Below are 20,652 nucleotides of genomic sequence, written 5' to 3' on the forward strand. Positions count from 1 at the left end.
CATGGGACATCCCAAGGGCATAGCGGATATTCTGCCTTTGACCCCATCACAGAAGGGTATGTTGTTTCATGTTGTCGATCCCGACAGTGTTCCCGGTGCTTATGTGGCTGTGGTATCGTGCACTCTTGAAGGTCCGCTTAACGCCGAACGATTGCGTTCCGCAATGCAGAAAGTTCTGGATGCACGTGACGCGCTGCGAACAGGTTTTGTGTGGGAAGGTATCAAACAACCCGTTCAGATCGTTAAAGAAAATTCCGCCTTGCCTTGGCGCCAGCTGGATTGGCGAGGTTTTGATGATACTGATACCCGACTACGCGATCTGGTACGGTTGGAACAGACCCGGCGGTTTGACCTTAAGTCTCCACCGCTGATGGCAGCGACACTCATTCGTGTTACTGACACCTCATGGCGACTTTTGTGGACAGTGCATCATCTAATCAGTGATGGCTGGTCCACCCAAATCGCACTTCGAGGCACCTTAGAAAATTACAATGGTATCCCCCATTCACGCACGCAGCCCCCTGGGTTCAAAAATTATCTTAGCTGGCTGAACAAACATCCGAACCTGACCGACACAAGCTTTTGGACCGAACAGTTCAAGGGTCTAGAAGAACCTTGTCTTCTTCCGCAAAGCGATGCATCCCAAAGTGGATTGGTGCAAGAGTGCAAATCTGTGTTCCTGGGTGATGACCTGCTTACACAGGTCAACAACGTTGCACGCAAATTGAAAGTTACCAGCAACACGGTCTTGTCAGCGAGTTGGGCTTTGGTAATGCGCCACTTGTTGCAGCAGGACGATGTAATATTTGGCACGACTACCGCTGGCAGACCTGTGGATATTCCCGGAATTTCCGAAGCCGTCGGTCCATTCATTAACACGTTGCCAGCGCGCGTGAAAATTGACCCATGGCAAACTGTAGAAACTCTGTTGCAAAGTCACGCCAAGGCAGAAATTGCGCGGCGCGAACATGAGTTTGCTTCGTTGGCCGAAGTTCAAGCCTGTGCCCCGTTTCCAGCGGGGACAGCTTTGTTCGACACGTTGTTTGTCAATGAAGGTGTTGCCCAGGAAAATTTTGATGTTGGTGATATTCGATTATCCAACCTTAGAACTGTCCAGCACAGCTCTTACCCTCTTGCTCTTTTGGTGACACCCAACGGACAGTTCAGAGCAGAAGTATATTTTGACCCAAACAGGTTAAGTGTCGGGGTCGACGAACTACTTTCTTGGTATGAACATGTACTGTCTGAAATGGTACGCGACCCCAAGCTCCGTATCAGAGAAATCTTCCGTTCCCGACAGGTACCTGAAATCGTACCCTACGATCCAAACTATCAAGACGTTGTACAGCGGATTTTGAGTCATGCGAAGGCAGAACCCAACGCCGCGGCCGTTTCTGATGAAAAGGGGACCCTAACCTACTCCGAACTTTCCTTTCGGTCCCGGCAAATCGCCTGGGCCTTGAAACAATCCGGCGTGGGCCCTAGCGATATTGTTCCTGTTGCCGTCTCTCGAGGGTTCGAAGCGATAGCGGCTTTTATCGGTATCATGATGACAGGCGCGGCCTATGTTCCGTTGGACATGAACTATCCGACGCGCCGTATATCGCAAATACTTGAGGCTACCTCTCCACGTTTCATTGTCACCAGTTCCACTTGTCTCGAAAACCTGCCGCCGAATACGGCAAGCATAATTTTGTTTGATGGGTTGGATACAGCGATTGACGACACCGAAAGTGTTATTGGCCAGCGAGCCTACGTCATGTTCACATCTGGTTCGCAGAACCGCCCAAAGGGCGTCGAGATCACTCGGAACGCGTTAGCCATCTCAACATCTGCGCGCGAAGCTGTTTATAGAGCCCCGCCAGAGTCGTATTTACTTCTTTCATCTCTAGCATTCGACAGCTCGGTAGCAGGCATTTACTGGACACTGTCTACTGGTGGGCACCTTGTCATTGCGCCCCACCGAGTTGAACAGAACCCGACAAACTTGGGCAAATTGATCCGACATCATCGAATTACTCATACTTTGTGTCTTCCGAGCTTGGCACAAGCCTTGCTAAGCACAGTCGAAAGACGAAGCCTTCACAGCTTGCGTGTTTTGATTGCAGCGGGCGAGGCGGTACCTGCTGCATTGGTCGCCCAGTGCAAATCCGTGTTGCCAGACTGCCGAATTGTCAATGAGTATGGACCGACCGAAGCAACCGTGTGGTGTACGTCTTACGACACCACCGAGTGGAACGGGGAGGATAACGTGCCGATCGGCACCGCTATTCCCGGTACCTGGGTGGGCATCGTGGACCAAGACGACAACACGATCCCAGAGGGTAAAGTAGGAGAAATCGTTGTAGCTGGCAGCACAGTGGCAAAAGGTTATCTTGACGACCCGGCCCAGACTCAAGATCGGTTCTTTGCATTGGGTCCGGACGAAATACCGGCCTATCGAACCGGAGATCTGGGTATCGCGGATTCGTCGGGAAGCATTACGTTTCTGGGTCGAAAAGACAAGCAGGTCAAAATCCGGGGACACCGTATCGAGTTGTCTGAAATCGAAACTGTCGCCCGCTCGGTCGCTACGGAAACGCGCATGGCAGCACTGGTATTGGACTATGGCGGAGTTCAGGCAATTTCTGTTGCGGTCGAATGCCCTGATGGTGACCCTTTGTGCAATCAGGTCAAACAGACAATCGAAGAGACACTGCCCGCGCAATTTCATCCTAGATCCGTCAGGGGGGTTGCGTCGTTCCCCAACTTGCCCAATGGGAAACTGGACGAACGTGCATTGGCAGAGCTACTAGAAAATTGGTCTGAAGTACCTTCTGGCGCACCTTCCCAAGATGACTTGGAAAGAAAGATTGCTGACCTGTTTAGTGAAATCCTAAAGGTGCCCTACCCCGCGCGGGACGCAAATTTCTTTGATCTTGGCGGAGACAGCCTCATAACACTCAAAACTGCTGCCGAGGCGAAAGAACGAGGCATTACATTCGAGCCGATGGACTTGTTCAGCTTTCCAACTGTGGCCGAATTGGCAAATCGCGTTCGAGTCGCAGATGCAGGTCGACCCAGCCAAGAAAAATGGAAAGTTTATCACGCAGCCAATCAAGGTGGCGACAAAACCCCTGTGGCTCTTGTTCATTGTCTGATGCCGTTTTTCAAGCATGTCGCGGAAAACTTAGGGCCAGATCACACTGTCGTTCACATGCCCGGCCACCGCCTGCCGAGAATGCCGGTACCTTTTGACAAGTCGCTCGAAGATTTGGCGGATGAGGCTATCGCCACGCTCAAAGATGTTACCCCGGACAAGCCAATCGTGTTGTGCGGATTTTCGGCTGGATGCGCTTTGGTCTTGGCGGTTCTCAAACAATTGGGTCCCGACAAAGTTGCGGGATTGGTATTACTCGACCCTCCTTACAAAATGATAGGGGCTGAACCCTCGCTGCAACCATTGTATTACCGGACATACAAGCGGTGGAGGTACATGTTCCGTCGCGCAAAGCATGCCCGAAAAGCCATAAAATCGGTACCTCAGGCGAAGGCGCTGATGGCCAGTGAAAATTGGACTGAAGAGCAGAGAATCGAAGCTGTTTCTTTAGCTTACGGCTTAGCAATCAACGATTTCGAGGTGCCACGCTTTGATGGAAAGACCCACGTTTTTCTGACGCCGGGCAATCCTGCAATGACCAAGGGCGACGTCCTTGATACCCATCTGACAAACAAGACATTGCACCGAGTAGAGACAAAACACCGGCAGCTGTTGCGACTTCCAGACTCACAAGCACTCATTTCTGCGTGCATCAAGTCCGTGATAGACGAAAACACCTAAGCCTTGCCCGAGGAAATCTAGTTCTTTTCTTCAATGACTTTGCGAGCCACTCGAAAGCACTCCAGCGCTTGTGGGACACCGCAATAGATTCCGATGACATGAATTATTGCTCGGATTTCATCAACGCTGACGCCATTGGTAATGGCACCCCGGCAATGGATTTCCCATTCGGTCATTTTTCCCAAAGCACCGATCATAGAAAGGTTCATCATCGACCGCGTCTTTGCGTCAATGACATCGTCGCCCCAACCAAATCCCCAGCACCAGGCTGTCATTGCTTCTTGAAAGGGTCGGGTAAAATCATCTGCTGCGGCCAGATTCTTTTCGACATATTCGGCACCTAGCGTTGCCTTGCGTTGTTCAAGACCTGCAAGAAACAGGTCTTCGTCAAATAAGCTCATTTCTTATTCCCTTTTTCGCGAAAGTTATGCGATTCCATAGGCACACTGGGTTTGATGGGGTTTTCACGCGATATCACACGCCATCGACAGCTTCGCGCATCCACTTCTGTAGGTGCATGACCGGATGTTCAGAATTTACGCCCCCGTTGGGATCGATCACAAGCGGACCCGGTCGGTACCCACGCGAATGCAGCCCGCGCTGAACGGATTCCACAAGGCGAATGTCCTCTTCTACCGTGGTCGCCCTGTCCTGTGCCGCCAGTTGCCGTATCTTCGGATCGTCGATGCCGTCGACCGAGTACCAACCCCGCCAGACCACGACATGATCGGCGTCCACCGCCCGCCAGTGATAAGTGTTTAAAACATTCCCAGGGTAGACTTGAAAGGAAAACATTGGCCATAGAAACCAACTGGAATATTCGTCGAAATGTTTAAAACCAGACCTGATATCGTATGTCATGTTTTCAAGGCTTTGGCACTCAGTCGTATGACGCAAGCACATCCCCTGAGGTTGAATGTCGTAGGTTTCCGGCTTGACCACTCCATTTGCGAAAGTCGGGTGGTTTAATGAACAGTGGTAGCATTCTGAATAGTTTTCGACCGATACTTTCCAATTGCAGAGTTCAGGAATTTCCACCCACTCCAGCGGCTTTAAATCTGCCCAGTTTGGAACCCATTCTTCAAGCTCAGCCCGCGCATTCGGAAACCAATCATCCATTGGCGTTGCGTTGGGGTCAAGATTGACAAATACAAACCCCAAAAACTCTTCGGTCCGAACTTCGTTCAAGCAAACAGTTGATTTGTCGAAACCTTCTACGGCTTTGAGGTTTGGACCAGCACGCAGTTCGCCCGTTAGTTCGTAAGTCCAGGCGTGATAGGGGCATACAACAACGCGAGTAGTTCCGGTGCCACTGACCAGTTGATGTGCCCTGTGCTGACAGACATTGTAAAACACCCGTATTTTGGAATCACGCCCGCGAATAGCAAACAGGTCCTGCCCCGCTACTTCGAACGCTACGTAAGCTCCCGGCTCGGCCAGCTCAGAGGCGTGACAACCGAACTGCCAGGTACGTGCAAGCAGACCATCATTTTCAGCCCGGAAAACAACCGGGTCCGTGTAGTAACGGGCTGCAAGAGATTGAATTGGTGCAGTCACGTTTCCTCCGAATGATAAAGTCCTAATTGATGGCGGCGCTTGTGAAAAGTTTCGACCCTCTCGACGATCTCATCGCTCGAAACAGCGATCACAAAGGACAACAATGTTTCCAGCAACGCTATCGTGCTAACAGAGGATGGGAAAAACTGCGGCGTGTCAGCCGAAATGACAAAGCCATGTTGGGTGTTTCGCAGAACAGGGCTGGCCGGACTGTCAGACAGGCCAACTATAGTCATTCCCTGCTGGCGTGCTACCTCAACCGCTTTAACGACCTCATTTCGATATGGCCTGCAGGTCATTGCAATCAGCACATCACGTTCGTCAGCCCAAGCCAGATCATCAATCGGATTGGACCCTGGGCGAGGAATCGCGTGGAATTGCACCATTCCAGTCGAAGCCAAATAAACAAAGTTTCTCGCGTTCGAGTTATTCACACCAACGCCCAAAACGAAAACGTTGCGCGAATTCCAAATATCCTCTGCCGCGGCCCTGAGTTGTTCGGCAGAAATGCTGGCAAAGGTTTCTTCGACGTTGCGAAGGGCGTCCTGAACCATATCCGCGTATAGGCCGCCCATGTTTCCAGACTTTCGAATGTCTTGCAGCCACCGGGCGCGCTCTGGGAAATCCGCCTGCCCTCTCCGGATCGCTTCGCGAAACGGAACGCGGAAATCGTCGTAACCATCAAACCCTACCTGCCGAGCCATGCGAACGATGGTGTTGGGCTTTACGTTTGCGGCTTCGGCAATTTCCCGCACGGTAGAAATGCCCACATCCCGTGGATTCTCTAGCACGTATGTAGCTGCTTTACGGGCTTCGGGCGTCAACTCCGGCAGTTCGTCAGCTAACCGTTCGAGAATCGAATTTGATACATTTGTCCCATTCATGATTGACGATGGTATTTTTGTTTGCTTACGGTGTCGAGAGAAAATCGACTCGAAGGAGTGATCCGATGACATCTGAATTCCCGACCCACGCGCGTGTGGTTATCGTGGGTGGCGGCGTCATGGGTGTCGGCCTTGCCTATCACCTCGGGCACGAGGGCTGGGGTGCGGACACCGTCCTGCTGGAAAAGGCAGAGTTGACGAGCGGAAGTACATGGCATGCGGCAGGCCAGATCACGCATTCCACATCCAGCTTTGGTTTGGGAAAGTGCGTAGACTACAACATTGATCTCTATTCCGGCAAACTCGAGTCCGAGACGGGACAAGCAGTTACTTGGCATGGTTGCGGTTCGTTCCGGTTGGCCTATACCGAAGACGAAATGGACTGGTTGCGCCACACGCTTTCCGTAGGTCGGTCTCTTGGTTTCAACATTGAACTGGTCGGCCCTGAACGGATCGCAGAGTTGCACCCATTCTACAATCTTGATGGTGTGTTGGGCGCGCTGCACACACCCGACGACGGCCACGTCGACCCAACCAATGTGACCATGGCGATGGCCGCTGGTGCCCGCCAAAAAGGCGTTCGTATAATCCGCAATTGTCGTGCCACGAATATTACCCAGTCTGCAAACGGCGAGTGGATCGTAGAGACGGAAAAAGGCACGATTGCGTGTGAACATGTGGTCAATGCAGGCGGCACATATGCGCGCCAGATGGGAGAATGGTCCGGGTTGCAACTGCCTATGACATCGATGACACACCACTACTTTGTAACCGAACCGGTGCCCGAGTTTGAAGGTCTGGACAAGGAACTTCCTGTAATCCGAGACGACAAAAAAGTTTCGGGTTATATCCGGATGGAGCAGAAGCGCGGATTGATTGGGATCTACGAGAAAGAAAACCCGAATTCAGTCTGGCACGATCATTGCCCCTGGGACTATGAAAACTGGTTATTTGATGCGGATTACGATCGCGTAATGCCGTGGCTAGAAGAAAGCCTGAACCGCATGCCCATCTTTGCTGAACTTGGCATTCAACGAGAGGTGCATGGCGCGATCAGTCACCCGCCCGACGGCAACCCATTGATAGGCCCAGCGCCCGGCGTACGGAACTATTGGTGCTGCTGTGGCACTCAAATTGGCATAGGCTGGGGGCCGGGTCTAACCCGCGAATTGGCCAGATGGATGGTTCACGGTGCCGCCGACATTTCCATGCGCGAATATGATCCGCGCCGCTTTGGCACCTACGCAGATAAAGAATGGCAAGTGACCAAGGCGCACGAGGACTATTGCCTCCGCCACGAAATCCCGTTCCCGCATTTTAACCGGCTTGCCGGGCGGCCGATCAAACCATCTCCATTGCATGAGCATTTGAAATCCAAGGGCGCTGTGCATGAGGAGGTCTATGGGTTCGAACGACCCCGATGGTTCGCGCGTAACGGCGTGCCTCAACAAGATAACTATTCCTTTCGGCGCAACGTAGTTGACGAAATGGTTGGGCGAGAGGTCAAAGCTGTGCGTGAACGGGTCGGAATAATGGACGTGACCGCGTTTACCAAAGTCGAAGTATCAGGCGCCGACGCATATGCTCTACTGGATCGTCTAACGGCTAACAGAATGCCACAAAAAGACGGGTCAATTACATTGACGCATATGCTGAACCGCCGGGGCCGTATCGAACTAGAGACAACGATCGTACGTATGGCTCACGACCGGTATTACCTTGTTTGCGCAGCCTTTTTCGAGCAGCGCCTGCTAGATCATTTGGAACACAATCGCGTGGATGAGGAAGTGACCGTCAACTCGCTGTCCGCCGAATGGTCGGCCCTTTCATTGAATGGACCAAGGTCGCGCGACGTCCTAAGCGCCTGCACTGACGCAGACCTTAGCAATGCGAGCTTCCGGTGGCTTTCAGCGCAGGAAATCAAAATCGCCGGTCACACTGTTTGGGCGTTTCGCATGTCCTACGCAGGTGAGTTGGGTTGGGAACTTCACATGCCAAATGCGTTGTGCATGGATGTTTATTCAGCTTTGCATTCTGCTGGGCAAGCTCACGGAATCGTGGACTATGGCAGCTTTGCCATGAATGTTATGCGCATGGAAAAAGGCTTCAAAGGCGCCGGGGAACTAACCAACGAGGTCACATTGGCAGAAGCTGACGTGCTGCGATTTGCACGCACGGATAAGGACTATCTTGGGCGAGACAACACTCTGAACACCAATTTGCCGTGGGTCTGCGCCTATCTGGAAATCGAACCTGACGGAGCGATTGACGGTCATGGCGGCGAGGCTGTTCTTTTCAAAGGTCGTGTTGTTGGTTCAACTGCTTCAGTAGTCTATGGCCACAGTGTCGGTAAGATTCTCGCCTTTGCCTATATTAAGCCCGAAGCGGCCAATGCGGACACCGAATTGCAGGTTCTCATTCATGGCACACCCAGATCGGCAAAGGTATTGGCGCAGCCAGCTTACGATCCTGAAAGTCTTTTACCCCGCGCTGATGCAGCGATGGAGGTTGCTCAATGAACTTGCCAAATACGATGCGAGCTATGGTCACGATGGGCCACGGAGATCTGGATCAAATGGTCTGGCACGAGGATTGGCTGCGTCCTACCCCTGGCGCGGACGAGGTTTTGATACGTGTCGGGGCTTGCGGGCTGAACAACACGGACGTGAACACCAGATCAGGTTGGTATTCTAAAACTGTCAGCGACGCGACAACCGGTGGTGCCTTTGAAACCGTCGGTCAGGATGATCCCACGTGGGGTGGCGCTCCTTTGACATTTCCAAGAATTCAAGGGGCAGACGTGTGCGGTGAAATCGTAGACGTCGGGGAAGGCGTTGACGCTGAACGGATAGGTCAGCGCGTTATCACCGACTGCTGGCTTCGCGACCCTGCTGACGTTTTGAACAAGGACAAGACCGGATATTTCGGTTCCGAACGAGACGGTGGTTTTGCCGAGTTCACCACAATCCCGGCGCGCAATGCGTTGGCAGTTAATTCGCCTCTTTCGGATGCTGAATTGGCGACGTTTTCGTGTTCATACTCCACAGCAGAGGGCATGTTGACCCGCGCTCGTGTATCGAATTCTGACACAGTCCTGATCCCCGGCGCATCAGGTGGCGTTGGTGGGGCGTTAGTGCAACTGGCAAACCGGCGCGGCGCTCGGGTCATTGCAATGGCCTCCGAAGCCAAGCATGCCGACGTGGCGCAATTGGGTCCGGATCACATTCTGCCCCGTGCTCCCGCCGACTTAAGGCATGCATTAGGCGACGAAAAAATCACTGTTGTCGCCGATGTCGTGGGCGGTCCTTACTGGCCAAATCTGATCGATGTGTTGGAGCGCGGTGGGCGGTACACCTGTTCGGGCGCTATCGCTGGTCCAATCGTCGAATTCGACCTAAGGACATTCTATTTGCGAGACCTAACATTCAAAGGGTCCACCGTGATCGATCCAGAAGTGATGCAGAATTTGGTAAAATACATCGAGGCTGATCAGGTCAAACCTGTTCTGGCCGCGACATACCCTTTGAAAGACCTGAAAGAAGCTCAAACCGAATTTATCGCGAAGAAACATACGGGAAACATTGTGGTGCTCCCATGAAAATAACGCGTATCCGCATTTATCAAACGGGGTTACCTTATGTTGGCGGGACCTATTGTTGGGGTGGGGGGAATGCGTTTGATACTGCCACTGCTTCAGTAGTCGTTATTGATACTGATGCAGGTCTTCAAGGTTGCGGAGAGTTTACACCTTGCGGCGAAAATTACATGGTTGCTCATTCAGAAGGTGTCGTCGCCATCGCACGTTTGATCGCTCCGGCACTGCTGGGTGAGGACCCGCGACAGGTTGGTCGGATTGAGCAACTGATTGACACACTGGTTCAAGGCCACGGTTATGCAAAATCCCCATTTGATGTCGCCTGCTGGGACATCTTGGGGCAAGCCTGCAATCAGCCATTATGGATGCTGTTGGGCGGTAAGCTTACGGATGGCGCTCCGATGTACCGAGTAGCACCCCAAAGAGAGACGGCACAAACGATAAAAGAAATGAACCTATATCGCGATCAGGGATACAACCAGTTCCAGATAAAAGTGGGTGGCGATTGGTCTAGTGATATCGAACGTATTCGCGACATTGTACCACTGCTTGAACCCGGAGAAAAAGCGATGGCGGACGTCAACCAAGGTTGGCGTGTGGACAATGCGATCAGGGTCGCCCGCGCGACTAAGAGTCTGGACTTTATTCTGGAACAACCCTGCCGCACCTATGAGGAATGCCAACAAGTACGCCGCGTGGCCGAACAACCGATGAAACTGGACGAATGTCTTACCGGCATGCATGTGGCGCAAAGAATTGTCGCGGACCGAGGCGCTGAAGTCTGTTGCCTTAAAATATCGAACCTCGGTGGGATCAGCAAAGCCCGACGAGTTAGGGACTATCTGATCGAAAACCGCGTACCCGTGGTCAGCGAGGACACATGGGGCGGAGAGATCACGACTTCGGCAGTGGCGCATTTTGCGGCTTCCACTCCACCCGATTATCTGCAGAACACGACCGACCTCATGAACTACAATACCCGCTCCACCGGGATTGGCGGTCCAGTTGCGCGCAAGGGAAAGCTATATGCAACGGACACTCCCGGTTTGGGTGTTCGACCTGATTTCACCAGTTTAGGCACTCCGGTGGCGGAGTATGCAGCATGAAGATCAAGAGTATCTCCGTATACCAACTCGACCTGCCTTTGGAACATCCTTATTGGCTGTCTGGAGGGCGACTGAAATTTGAAACCCTAGATGCGACACTGGTAAAGGTCGAAACGGATTCAGGGCTGATCGGTTGGGGCGAGGGCACGCCATGGGGCCACACATATGTCCCGGCGCACGGCCCGGGCATTCGAGCCGGAGTTGAAACAATGGCTCCGTTTATCCTTGGACTCGATCCCCGTAAGGTCCTGCAAGTTGAACGCGCGATGGACGCCGCATTGCCGGGCCATCTTTACGCCAAAAGCCCCATCGATATGGCTTGCTGGGACATTGCCGGACAGGCTGCGAACCTGCCGATTGCCGATCTGATGGGAGGCGGGTCTCGGACCCCGCGCCCTATTGCTTCGTCTGTCGGAGCAAAAACCATTGACGAAACGCTAGCGGTCATCGAGCGATATCGTAAGCGTGGCTACGTCGCCCACTCGGTGAAAATTGGAGGCGATGTCGAGCGTGACATTGCCCGCATTCGTGACGTCGAATGCATCCGCAACCCGGGTGAGATTATACTTTACGACGTGAACCGAGGCTGGACCCGTCAGCAAGCCTTGCGGGTTATGAGTGCCTGCGCAGATTTGAACGTTATGTTTGAGCAACCCTGTGAAACGTTGGACGACATCGCCGCCATCTCAGGCCATCATGCGTCGCCCGTTTCAGTGGATGAAAGCCTCGTGACTTTACAAGATGCAGCTCGAATTGCTCGTGATGGTTTGGCAGAGATATTCGGGATCAAATTGAACCGCGTTGGTGGGCTGACCAAAGCGGCCCGGATGAGGGACATCGCCCTCGCCCACGGGATCGATATGTTTGTTATGGCGACAGGCGGAACCGTTCTGGCCGACACCGAGGCCTTGCATCTGGCAGCCACTATCCCTGATGAAAACTGCCATGCCGTTTGGGCCTGTCAGGACATGATTACGGTTGAAATTGCTGCAGGGCGCGGCCCCCGGAACCGGGATGGGCATTTGCATCTGCCGGAAACACCGGGTTTAGGTGTGCATCCTGACAAAACCACCCTGGGCGATCCGGTTGGGGTTTATCGATGAAGATTAGCAAAATATCCTTATGGTCTTTGGATCTGACAAGCCACGAAACCTACTACATGGCCGAAGGCAAAACTTGCGACACTGTCGAAAGCCACGTCCTGTGCCTTGAGACTGACACAGGCCATCAGGGGTGGGGAGAAGTGTGCCCAATCCCACGTTATTTGCCAGCCTATGCCAAAGGTGTGCCTAGCGCAGTATCCGAAATGGCCGAAGGCTTGCTTGGAGTGGAGCCGTTAGGTGTCGACGCTGTAATGCGTTCGCTTGATGCTTTGCTGCCGGGACATTTCTATGCCAAGTCGATCGTCGACATTGCGTTGTGGGACTTGTTCGGACGTTTGACAGGGTTGCCGCTGTACACCCTGTTAGGAGGTCGCACACGAACGGACATGCCGGTCTACCATTCGATCACCTGCATCGAACCAGATGAAATGGCAAGGATCGCGGCATCCGCATTTCAAAGCGGAGTACGTCAATTTCAGGTAAAACTTGGAACAGATGCAAACTGGGAAGCAGATGCGGAACGCCTGATCAAGGTTCGTGAAACAGTTGGTTCTGCGCCGTTGGTTTATGGCGACTGGAACTGTGGCGCCTCTCGACTTCATGCAACACGTACCGGCCGAGCGGTGGCTCATCTGGACATCATGCTGGAACAACCTTGCAAAACTCTGGAAGATTGCGCTGCAGTGCGTCAGGCCACCGGGCTGCCCATGAAGATCGATGAAAACGCTTTTGATACTGTCTCTTTATTGCGCGCATCGGAATTGGGATGTCTGGACGCGGTTGCATTAAAACTGTCCAAGTTCGGTGGCCTATCCGTCATGCGTCGCGCCCGCGATCTCTGCGTTCACTTGGGCGCTGAAATATGCGCTGAATGCACTTGGGGTTCCGATATCGTTACCGCCGCATCATTGCATTTTGCCGCCTCAACACCGAAGGGTTCGTTGCTCAACACCTGTGATCTTTCCTCATATGTTTCGCCCCGTCTTTGCCCAGACGCGCCGAGCCGCAATATGGGCAGAATAGCACCGCCCGAGGGAGCAGGGTTGGGTGTTACTCCTGACCGCGACCTTTTGGGGTCGCCCATAATTGAATTGGTCTGACAAATGCAGAAAATCAGCACACAAGCCGAATGGATCACGCGGGCTCAACATGTTCTGCCTGCAGGCGGCTTTGGCAATTTCGATCCTGAGATCATTATAGCGAAGGGCGAAGGCAGCCGCGTCTGGGATGAAGATGGGCAGGAATACATCGACTATCTCATCGGATCAGGGCCGATGCTTTTGGGTCACGGCCACCCGGAAGTGATGGAAGCCGTACTAGAGCAACTGCCGCTGGGCATGACTTTTTTTGCCAACAACCGTAAAGGGATCGAATTGGCCGAGGCGATCGTTGAAGCCGTTCCATGCTGTGAGCAAGTGCGATTTGTTGCTTCGGGCGGTGAAGCAGACATGTACGCAATCCGCCTAGCGCGTGCCTATACCGGGCGCGACAAAATTTTGAAATTCGAAGGTGGGTATCACGGGATGAGCGCTGAGGCGCAAATGAGTCTGGCCCCGGCTGAGCGCGCAAACTTCCCTCAAGCGGTGCCCGACAGCGCCGGCATACCACAGGGCGTCGCGGATCAAATGTTGATTGCGCCTTTTAACGATCTCGAAGCGGTTGCAAACTTGTTATCCGAAAACACGGACATAGCAGCCATTATCGTCGAGCCGCTGCAACGAATTGTACCTGCTGAAGCCGGCTACTTGCAGGGTTTGCGCGCGCTGTGTGACAAACATCAGGTTCTTCTTATTTTTGACGAGATCGTCACTGGATTTCGTTTGGCTTACGGCGGCGCGCAGGAGCGGTACGGTGTGATACCGGACATCTGCACTCTTGGTAAAATTATTGGTGGTGGCTTCCCGTTAGCCGCTCTGGGCGCAAGTACAGAGATCATGCAACATTTTGATAAAGCTCAAGTTGGGGCCGACAAGTGGTTGATGCAACTTGGCACTCTTTCAGGCAACCCAATTGCAGCCGCAGCCGGCATAAAGACAATGGAGGTCTTAAAGCGCGATGGAACCTATGACCGATTGCGTGCGGTTGGAGGGGCGTTGCAGGATATGCAATCCGATATTCTGGCGAGTGCAGGTATCGCACATCAAATTTGTGGCGACGAGACGCTGTTTGACGTTTATTTCTCAGACACGCCGTGCCGGGATTACCGATCAGCCGTTCACGATGACCCCGCCAGGGGCGCTCTTTACAACAAGATTCTGCGCGAAAACGGAATTTTCAAGTCGCCCGGGAAATTATACCCCTCGCTTGCAATCTCGGATGACGATTTAGAACAAAGTCGCGAAGCATTTGAAATCGCAACAAAGGCGCTGTGCTAGACCAATCGATACGGAATTAGAAACCCTTGAGCTTTCGTCTGGTTGTGTTGGCACACTGCTGAAGCGGCCTTCGTTGGAGCCAAGCAAAAAGAGTATTTGATCCCGCCTGTATGTCCGGCCAGTCGTGGGTTCGCCGTATACCCAGCTGCATTCTGATGTGACCGCCGTCGGCGAGAAGGGCCATGCAGAGATCAAAAAGTACGGTACCCACGCGAACTGGACGCAGGCTAATTCGTGGTTTTGGCTGAACCCAAGATTATAGCTGACGTGGTCGATCTCAGCGCCTTGAGTTATAGCATTTAAGCACACCACGTAGATTACACTTGGAAGAATCAAATCGCTGTCTTATTGGCGGGCGCGAAATCTGCACCTTTTTTGCTAGGATTGAATTGATTGAAACAGACACCTGACGCACCGCATTCCGTTTACGGGGTTGAGAAATGGGGCAAAGGTCTCATCGAAGTGACGGAACAGGGTGAGATCGGGCTTCGCAATCCCATGGCACCTGATGCAGATGCGATCAGTCTTCCGGGGATACTTCGAGATTTGGACGAACGCGGTATCAAGGCGCCGATGATCTTGCGTGTCAGTTCGTATCTGGAAAGCGAAATCACTCAAATAAATGAGAGTTTCGCTGAAGCGATAAATCGCTCGGGCTATTTGGGCAGTTATCGTGGTGTATTCCCGATAAAGGTAAATCAACAGGCGCAAGTCGTCGACCGGATCGTTGAATTTGGGAAGAAATACAACTTTGGGCTTGAGGCCGGGTCCAAACCCGAATTGGTGATCGCGCTGGCGCATCGCCTGGCAACTGAGGCTTTGATCGTTTGCAATGGCGTCAAGGATGCTGAGTTCATCCAGCTTGCCATTCTAAGTCGTAAGCTGGGCTTCAACACTGTAGTTGTTTTGGAAAGCCCGAAAGAGGCCGACACGGTGATAGAGGTCTACAGAGAATTGGGCATCAAGCCCTTGCTCGGTGTTCGGGTAAAGCTGACCAACCAGATCAGCGGTAAGTGGGAAGAAAGCTCGGGTGACCGATCAGCGTTCGGGATGAACACCGATCAACTGGTGGCTGTTATTGACAAGCTAAAAAACGCTGACCTTCTGGACTGTCTCAAGCTGCAGCATTCGCATTTGGGCTCGCAGGTTCAGGACGTCAACGACGTACGACGCGCGGTGGGAGAGGCATGTCGTTATTACTCGGAACTGGTGCGCGAAGGCGTACCGTTATCTCATCTCGACCTAGGCGGTGGAATGGGCGTGGACTATACGGGCGAGAAAAAAGCGACCGAGAACTCGATAAATTATTCAGTTTCGGAGTATTGTTCCAACGTGGTCGAAACCGTCGCTTACGCGATGGATGAAGCGGGGGTATCGCACCCTACCTTGGTCACCGAAAGCGGACGTGCGGTGGTTGCAACATCTTCATTGCTGATTTTCAATGTATTGGAAAGCACCCTTTATGATGCGCCAGATAGTCCTGAAGTAGAACCCGAAGATCACCACATGGTTTCGGATCTGGCGGCTGTTCACGGTTATATTAGCACTGAGCGCCTGCAAGAATGCTGGAACGACGCGACTTTCTATCGTAACGAGCTACGCGCACTTTTTCGCAGGGGTTACGTCGATCTGCGCCAGATGGCCCGCGCCGAACGTATCTACTTATCGCTGATCGCGCACCTCAAGGCGCTTGCTGCATCCGATGACTTGGAAACGGATTTGGGTGATCAGCTCGAGAAGGTGGCTGACATCTATCACTGTAATTTCTCGCTTTTTCAATCACTTCCCGATGCTTGGGCTATTGGTCAGTTGCACCCGATTGTCCCCTTGCAAATGCTGAACACAGATCCCAATCGACGGGCTGTCTTGTCAGACATAACTTGTGACAGCGACGGCAAAATAGACCGTTTCATTCTGGCAGACGGCGTCTCACCCAGCCTTCCTGTCCATAGCCTTCCCGAGGATGAAGAGTATTACATGGGCGTCTTTTTTGTTGGCGCATATCAGGAAACGCTTGGCGATCTGCATAACCTGTTTGGTGACACCAACGCAGTCACCATCGATCTGCGTCCGGATGGCGGGTTCGACCTCTTGCATGAACAGGAGGGCGATACGATCAGCCAGGTTCTGGCCGCTGTCGAATTCGATCCCGCCGATTGTGTCGCAGCATTTCGCAAAATGGTAGACGAAGCGATCTCGACCGGTACTCTGAAGGCCAAGGACCGAAAAACCCTGATGAACGCCTACCGCGACTCAATTAACGGATACACCTATTACGAATAATCCCCTGTGAAAGGAGAATTTCCTATGGGCAAAACACTGGTTGTCGGCGCTGGCGGCGTGTCCCACGCAGCCGTGCACAAAATGGCAATGAATTCCAACATCTTCACCGAGATCACTTTGGCCAGCCGGACGAAATCGAAATGCGATGCCATTGCCAAATCGGTAAAGGAGCGGGTCGGAGTTGATATCGCCACCGCAGAACTGGACGCATACAAAGTTGATGATACAGTCAAGCTGATCCGGGAAACCGGTGCCGAGATACTGGTAAACCTTGCCCTTCCCTATCAGGATCTGGTGCTTATGGACGCCTGCCTTGAGGCCGGAATTCATTATCTGGACACAGCGAATTACGAGCCCGAGGATGAGGCCAAGTTCGAATACCACTGGCAATGGGCCTATCAGGACAAGTTCAAACAGGCCGGCCTGACAGCCATACTCGGTTCAGGTTTTGATCCGGGCGTGACAAGCGTTTTTGCCAAATGGCTGAAAATGCACAAATTGGATACGATCCGTCAGATCGACGTGCTGGACGCAAATGGCGGTTCGAACGATCAGGAATTCGCCACCAATTTCAATCCGGAGATCAACCTGCGCGAAGTTCTGGCCGAAGTACGCCACTGGGAAAAGGGTGAGTGGAAGCACAGCCCCGCCATGACTCACAAGGTCGAGTTTGATTTCCCTGCCATCGGCCCGAAAAACATGTACCTGATGTATCACGAGGAATTGGAGTCGCTGTCGACCCACTTCCCCGAGATTGAGCGCGCTCGGTTTTGGATGACTTTCGGGGACGCGTACATCACACATGCCAAAGTGCTTCAAAATGTGGGCATGACCCGCATTGACCCCGTTATGCATGACGGCAAGGAAATCATTCCAATCCAGTTCCTGAAAACCCTTTTGCCTGACCCGGGTGATCTGGGTGCAGAAACTAAAGGAAAGGCCTGCATCGGTGACATAGCAACCGGTCAGGCCAAGGATGGTTCGGGCGAGAAAACCTATTACATCTACAATATCTGCGATCACGAGGAATGCTATGCGGAAGTCGGATCGCAAGCTGTCAGCTACACCACAGGCGTTCCAGCCATGATCGGGGCAGCGCAGGTATTAAAGGGCAACTGGAATGAGCCGGGCGTCTGGAACATGGAGCAACTTGATCCAGATGACTTCATGGACATGCTCAACGAACATGGCCTTCCTTGGCAAGTTCACGAGTTGAATGGCCCGGTCGATTTTTGATCCATTCAGCTTCATTGACCTGAATTTTGCCGCAGGTCCGGGAACGGTATCCCCGGACTTTTCACCACGAGGAGAAGCAGAACATGTCCGACATGATGACTACTCAGGCGGGCGACGCTGGTGCTTTTCGTAACTTCGACCTTAGTCGCGTGCCCACCCCCTGCTTCGTGGTAGACGAGAAGGCTGTTGAACGTAATTTGCGCATTCTTGCCGATGTCGGCACCCGATCAGGAGCGCACGTGCTGAGCGCTCTTAAGGCCTTCTCTATGTTCTCGCTTGCACCGCTGGTTCGCCAATACCTCGGCGGCACCTGCGCAAGTGGGATATACGAGGCGCGACTTGGCCGGGAAGAATACGGCGGTGAGGTCGCGACATTCTGTGCGGGTTACAAAGACGCGGACATGGCCGAGATCCTGTCGCTGTCCGACCACGTCATCTTTAACTCTCCTGCGCAGAAAGTGCGCTTCCTGAACCAGGCAAAAGCCGCAGAAGTTCAGGTAGGTCTTCGGATTAACCCGGAACATTCCGAAGGTGAGATTCCAAAGTATGACCCTTGTGCTCCATGCTCACGCCTTGGGACACCGGTCAGCCAACTGACCGCCGATGCATTGGATGGTGTCGACGGACTCCATATGCACACTTTATGCGAACAGGGCTTCGCGCCCCTTCACAGCACTTGGGAAGCCGTGGCACCGAAGCTGAAACCGTTCTTAGCTCAACTCAAATGGCTGAATTTTGGTGGCGGGCATCATATCACTCGTGACGATTACGACCGGGAAGGATTGATTGCGTTTATCAAAGGCATCCGAGAGACATACGACATCGAAGTATATTTGGAACCTGGCGAGGCTGTGGCACTGGACGCGGGCATTCTGGTCGGTGAAATCCTCGACCTGCCAACGAATGGCATGAAACTGGCTATCACTGATATCTCGGCCACCTGCCATATGCCCGACGTCATCGAAGCACCTTTTCGTCCTGCCCTGATGAATGAGGCCAAGGCGGGTCATACCTACCGGCTGGGCGGTCCTTCTTGTCTAGCAGGAGACGTCATCGGCGACTATACATGGGAACAGCCGCTTAAGATTGGACAGCGTTTTGCCTTTCTCGACCAAGCGCACTATTCGATGGTGAAAACCAATACGTTCAATGGCGTCCCTCTGCCCACAATCGCATTGTGGAACAGCGATACTGGCGACCTAAAGATCGTGAAAAAATTCGGGTACGAAGATTTCAAAGAGCGCCTCTCGTGAGTGTTTTTCTTGATAGTGAATTGACAGAAATAGAACGAAGTGAAAATGCACGCTTTCGGGTGATCCCAGTGCCGTTGGAACGCACCGTTTCCTATGGGGCTGGCACAGCAAATGGCCCAAACGCCATAATTGAGGCCAGCAACGAGTTAGAACGCATAACCGGCCATGCCGAACCTTGCGTTGAGGGAATTTTTACCGAACAGCCGATCGACTGTGACGCAGACTTGCCCACTGTAATGGAAAACATAGCCAACCGCACCGAAGCAGCCGTGCGTTCGGGTAAAGTTCCGGTAACATTGGGTGGGGAGCACTCACTCAGCTATGGTGCTGTAATGGGCGTTGCCCGCGCGTTGGGACAGCCATTCGGGATGGTTCAGATCGATGCCCACGCCGATCTACGCGAAGCCTACCAAGGTGAGAAGCATTCCCACGCCTCGGTAATGCATTTATTGACCGAAAAGGGTATCCGACTGGCCCAGTTCGGAGTCCGCGCTTTTTCAACCGAAGAGGCGAAAAGCCGGTTGAAAAACAATATTTTCCACGTCGATGCCGAGGAACTTGTGACGGGGAATATTCATGCAGTTGACTTGCCCGACGATTTTCCCGAACTCATCTATGTCAGTTTCGACGTGGACGGCCTGGACCCATCATTAATGCCTGCCACGGGCACACCGGTGCCTGGCGGACTCGGTTACTACCAAGCATTGCGACTGGTAGAACACTCCCTGAAAGGTCGCAGATGCGTCGGATTCGATGTGGTCGAGTTGGCTCCGAACGGTAGCACAGCCTGGGACTTTACTGCCGCTCAGATCGTCTATCGCTTGATGGCCGCCTGTTAGCCTTTACTGGTTTCATTCAGCTCCAAATGCCCCTCGCCCTTGTTTAGGACGCGACGCAACATTGGCTCAAAGAACTCCAATGGCTTGGTCGGATAGTCGGGGTCAAACGCCTTCTGATCATATTCGTGGCAAAAATAGCGGCAATCTTCCCAATATGGGCTGTCACGATACTTGTCGCGCGCGTTCCGATCACCTCCAAGATGGTGGTTATAGTAGTAACCCTGAAATACGCAGTGGTGTTTCAATATCCAGTAAGTTTTCTCACTGACATAAGGTTTCATCATCGCGGCTGAAAGTTCACCGTGATTGTAAGGCGAAAGAATATCCCCAGTGTCATGGATCAGGGCCGCCACGACCAACTCTTCGTCGGCTCCATCCTGATAGGCGCGGGTCGCTGCCTGAAGGCTGTGCTGATATCGGTTCAATGGATACGGTGTCCAGTCTTCGTCCAATGATCGAATTGCATCAAGAATACGATCAGGAAGAGCCGCGTTATATGCCTCTTCGTACTCCATAACGGCATCCCAATCTTCTTTGGTCGCCTCTTCGAAACTTGTCCAGGTGGGTTTATGATTTTTGTCCAGCATGGCGAATCCCTTCC

At 52.9% G+C, this 20,652-nt stretch carries 15 protein-coding genes; 11 read left to right on the plus strand and 4 right to left on the minus strand.

The window, feature by feature from the left end:
* Nucleotide 1 precedes the first annotated feature (1 nt).
* Nucleotides 2–3,820: a non-ribosomal peptide synthetase gene (locus AC2FNV_RS13760; protein WP_170608630.1), complete on the plus strand. Its 3,819-nt coding sequence runs from the start codon at nt 2–4 to the stop codon at nt 3,818–3,820.
* Nucleotides 3,821–3,837: 17 nt separating this feature from the next.
* Here AC2FNV_RS13760 and AC2FNV_RS13765 read toward each other — a convergent pair whose 3' ends face one another.
* The 3 genes from AC2FNV_RS13765 to AC2FNV_RS13775 form a co-directional block, all read right to left on the minus strand.
* On the minus strand, nt 3,838–4,221 hold the full coding sequence (locus AC2FNV_RS13765) for a carboxymuconolactone decarboxylase family protein (protein ID WP_170608631.1): 384 nt from the start codon (nt 4,219–4,221) through the stop codon (nt 3,838–3,840).
* A gap of 73 nt (nt 4,222–4,294) precedes the next feature.
* Nucleotides 4,295–5,377, minus strand: coding sequence for an aromatic ring-hydroxylating oxygenase subunit alpha (locus AC2FNV_RS13770; RefSeq protein ID WP_170608632.1), 1,083 nt, complete (start codon nt 5,375–5,377; stop codon nt 4,295–4,297).
* Nucleotides 5,374–6,261: a MurR/RpiR family transcriptional regulator gene (locus AC2FNV_RS13775; protein ID WP_170476676.1), complete on the minus strand. Its 888-nt coding sequence runs from the start codon at nt 6,259–6,261 to the stop codon at nt 5,374–5,376. Before AC2FNV_RS13775 ends, AC2FNV_RS13770 begins: the two co-directional genes overlap by 4 nt.
* Nucleotides 6,262–6,326: 65 nt before the next feature.
* Between AC2FNV_RS13775 and AC2FNV_RS13780 the strand changes: the two genes are divergently transcribed.
* The 10 genes from AC2FNV_RS13780 (at nt 6,327) to speB (ending at nt 20,051) form a co-directional block, all read left to right on the plus strand.
* Nucleotides 6,327–8,780, plus strand: a complete 2,454-nt coding sequence (locus AC2FNV_RS13780; RefSeq protein ID WP_170608633.1) for an FAD-dependent oxidoreductase — start codon at nt 6,327–6,329, stop codon at nt 8,778–8,780.
* Nucleotides 8,777–9,859: an alcohol dehydrogenase family protein gene (locus AC2FNV_RS13785; RefSeq protein WP_496773631.1), complete on the plus strand. Its 1,083-nt coding sequence runs from the start codon at nt 8,777–8,779 to the stop codon at nt 9,857–9,859. The genes AC2FNV_RS13780 and AC2FNV_RS13785 overlap by 4 nt, the downstream gene beginning before the upstream one ends.
* On the plus strand, nt 9,856–10,962 hold the full coding sequence (locus AC2FNV_RS13790; protein WP_170608634.1) for a mandelate racemase/muconate lactonizing enzyme family protein: 1,107 nt from the start codon (nt 9,856–9,858) through the stop codon (nt 10,960–10,962). Before AC2FNV_RS13785 ends, AC2FNV_RS13790 begins: the two co-directional genes overlap by 4 nt.
* Nucleotides 10,959–12,065, plus strand: a complete 1,107-nt coding sequence (locus tag AC2FNV_RS13795) for a mandelate racemase/muconate lactonizing enzyme family protein (RefSeq protein WP_170608635.1) — start codon at nt 10,959–10,961, stop codon at nt 12,063–12,065. The genes AC2FNV_RS13790 and AC2FNV_RS13795 overlap by 4 nt, the downstream gene beginning before the upstream one ends.
* Nucleotides 12,062–13,165 carry a mandelate racemase/muconate lactonizing enzyme family protein gene (locus AC2FNV_RS13800; RefSeq protein ID WP_170608636.1) on the plus strand — a complete coding sequence of 368 codons (1,104 nt, stop codon included), beginning with the start codon at nt 12,062–12,064 and terminating at the stop codon, nt 13,163–13,165. Before AC2FNV_RS13795 ends, AC2FNV_RS13800 begins: the two co-directional genes overlap by 4 nt.
* Before the next feature lie 3 nt (nt 13,166–13,168).
* Nucleotides 13,169–14,440, plus strand: coding sequence for an aspartate aminotransferase family protein (locus AC2FNV_RS13805; protein WP_170608637.1), 1,272 nt, complete (start codon nt 13,169–13,171; stop codon nt 14,438–14,440).
* Nucleotides 14,441–14,833: 393 nt separating this feature from the next.
* On the plus strand, nt 14,834–16,723 hold the full coding sequence (speA, locus tag AC2FNV_RS13810) for a biosynthetic arginine decarboxylase (RefSeq protein WP_170608638.1): 1,890 nt from the start codon (nt 14,834–14,836) through the stop codon (nt 16,721–16,723).
* Between the two features lie 24 nt (nt 16,724–16,747).
* Nucleotides 16,748–17,959 (plus strand): saccharopine dehydrogenase family protein, encoded by a 1,212-nt coding sequence (locus tag AC2FNV_RS13815; RefSeq protein WP_170608639.1) that lies wholly within the window; start codon nt 16,748–16,750, stop codon nt 17,957–17,959.
* Between the two features lie 83 nt (nt 17,960–18,042).
* Nucleotides 18,043–19,212: a carboxynorspermidine decarboxylase gene (nspC, locus tag AC2FNV_RS13820; RefSeq protein WP_496773635.1), complete on the plus strand. Its 1,170-nt coding sequence runs from the start codon at nt 18,043–18,045 to the stop codon at nt 19,210–19,212.
* The gene (speB, locus tag AC2FNV_RS13825) at nt 19,209–20,051 is read left to right on the plus strand and encodes an agmatinase (RefSeq protein ID WP_170608641.1); all 843 of its coding nucleotides are present in this window, start codon (nt 19,209–19,211) and stop codon (nt 20,049–20,051) included. The genes nspC and speB overlap by 4 nt, the downstream gene beginning before the upstream one ends.
* Here speB and AC2FNV_RS13830 read toward each other — a convergent pair.
* A complete protein-coding gene (locus AC2FNV_RS13830) occupies nt 20,048–20,638 on the minus strand; it encodes an HD domain-containing protein (RefSeq protein ID WP_170608642.1) in 591 nt (196 codons plus the stop codon). The genes speB and AC2FNV_RS13830 overlap by 4 nt on opposite strands.
* Nucleotides 20,639–20,652: the final 14 nt, after the last annotated feature.

The sequence above is a fragment of the Ruegeria sp. BHSA163 genome, from assembly GCF_059613365.1.

Coding starts and splice junctions, on each gene's coding strand:
- AC2FNV_RS13775 (WP_170476676.1), bottom strand. CDS start 6,261: ATGAATGGGACAAATGTATCAAATTCGATTCTCGAACGGTTAGCTGAC.
- AC2FNV_RS13830 (WP_170608642.1), bottom strand. CDS start 20,638: ATGCTGGACAAAAATCATAAACCCACCTGGACAAGTTTCGAAGAGGCG.
- AC2FNV_RS13800 (WP_170608636.1), top strand. CDS start 12,062: ATGAAGATTAGCAAAATATCCTTATGGTCTTTGGATCTGACAAGCCAC.
- AC2FNV_RS13760 (WP_170608630.1), top strand. CDS start 2: ATGGGACATCCCAAGGGCATAGCGGATATTCTGCCTTTGACCCCATCA.
- AC2FNV_RS13805 (WP_170608637.1), top strand. CDS start 13,169: ATGCAGAAAATCAGCACACAAGCCGAATGGATCACGCGGGCTCAACAT.
- AC2FNV_RS13765 (WP_170608631.1), bottom strand. CDS start 4,221: ATGAGCTTATTTGACGAAGACCTGTTTCTTGCAGGTCTTGAACAACGC.
- AC2FNV_RS13780 (WP_170608633.1), top strand. CDS start 6,327: ATGACATCTGAATTCCCGACCCACGCGCGTGTGGTTATCGTGGGTGGC.
- AC2FNV_RS13785 (WP_496773631.1), top strand. CDS start 8,777: ATGAACTTGCCAAATACGATGCGAGCTATGGTCACGATGGGCCACGGA.
- AC2FNV_RS13795 (WP_170608635.1), top strand. CDS start 10,959: ATGAAGATCAAGAGTATCTCCGTATACCAACTCGACCTGCCTTTGGAA.
- AC2FNV_RS13815 (WP_170608639.1), top strand. CDS start 16,748: ATGGGCAAAACACTGGTTGTCGGCGCTGGCGGCGTGTCCCACGCAGCC.
- AC2FNV_RS13790 (WP_170608634.1), top strand. CDS start 9,856: ATGAAAATAACGCGTATCCGCATTTATCAAACGGGGTTACCTTATGTT.
- nspC (WP_496773635.1), top strand. CDS start 18,043: ATGTCCGACATGATGACTACTCAGGCGGGCGACGCTGGTGCTTTTCGT.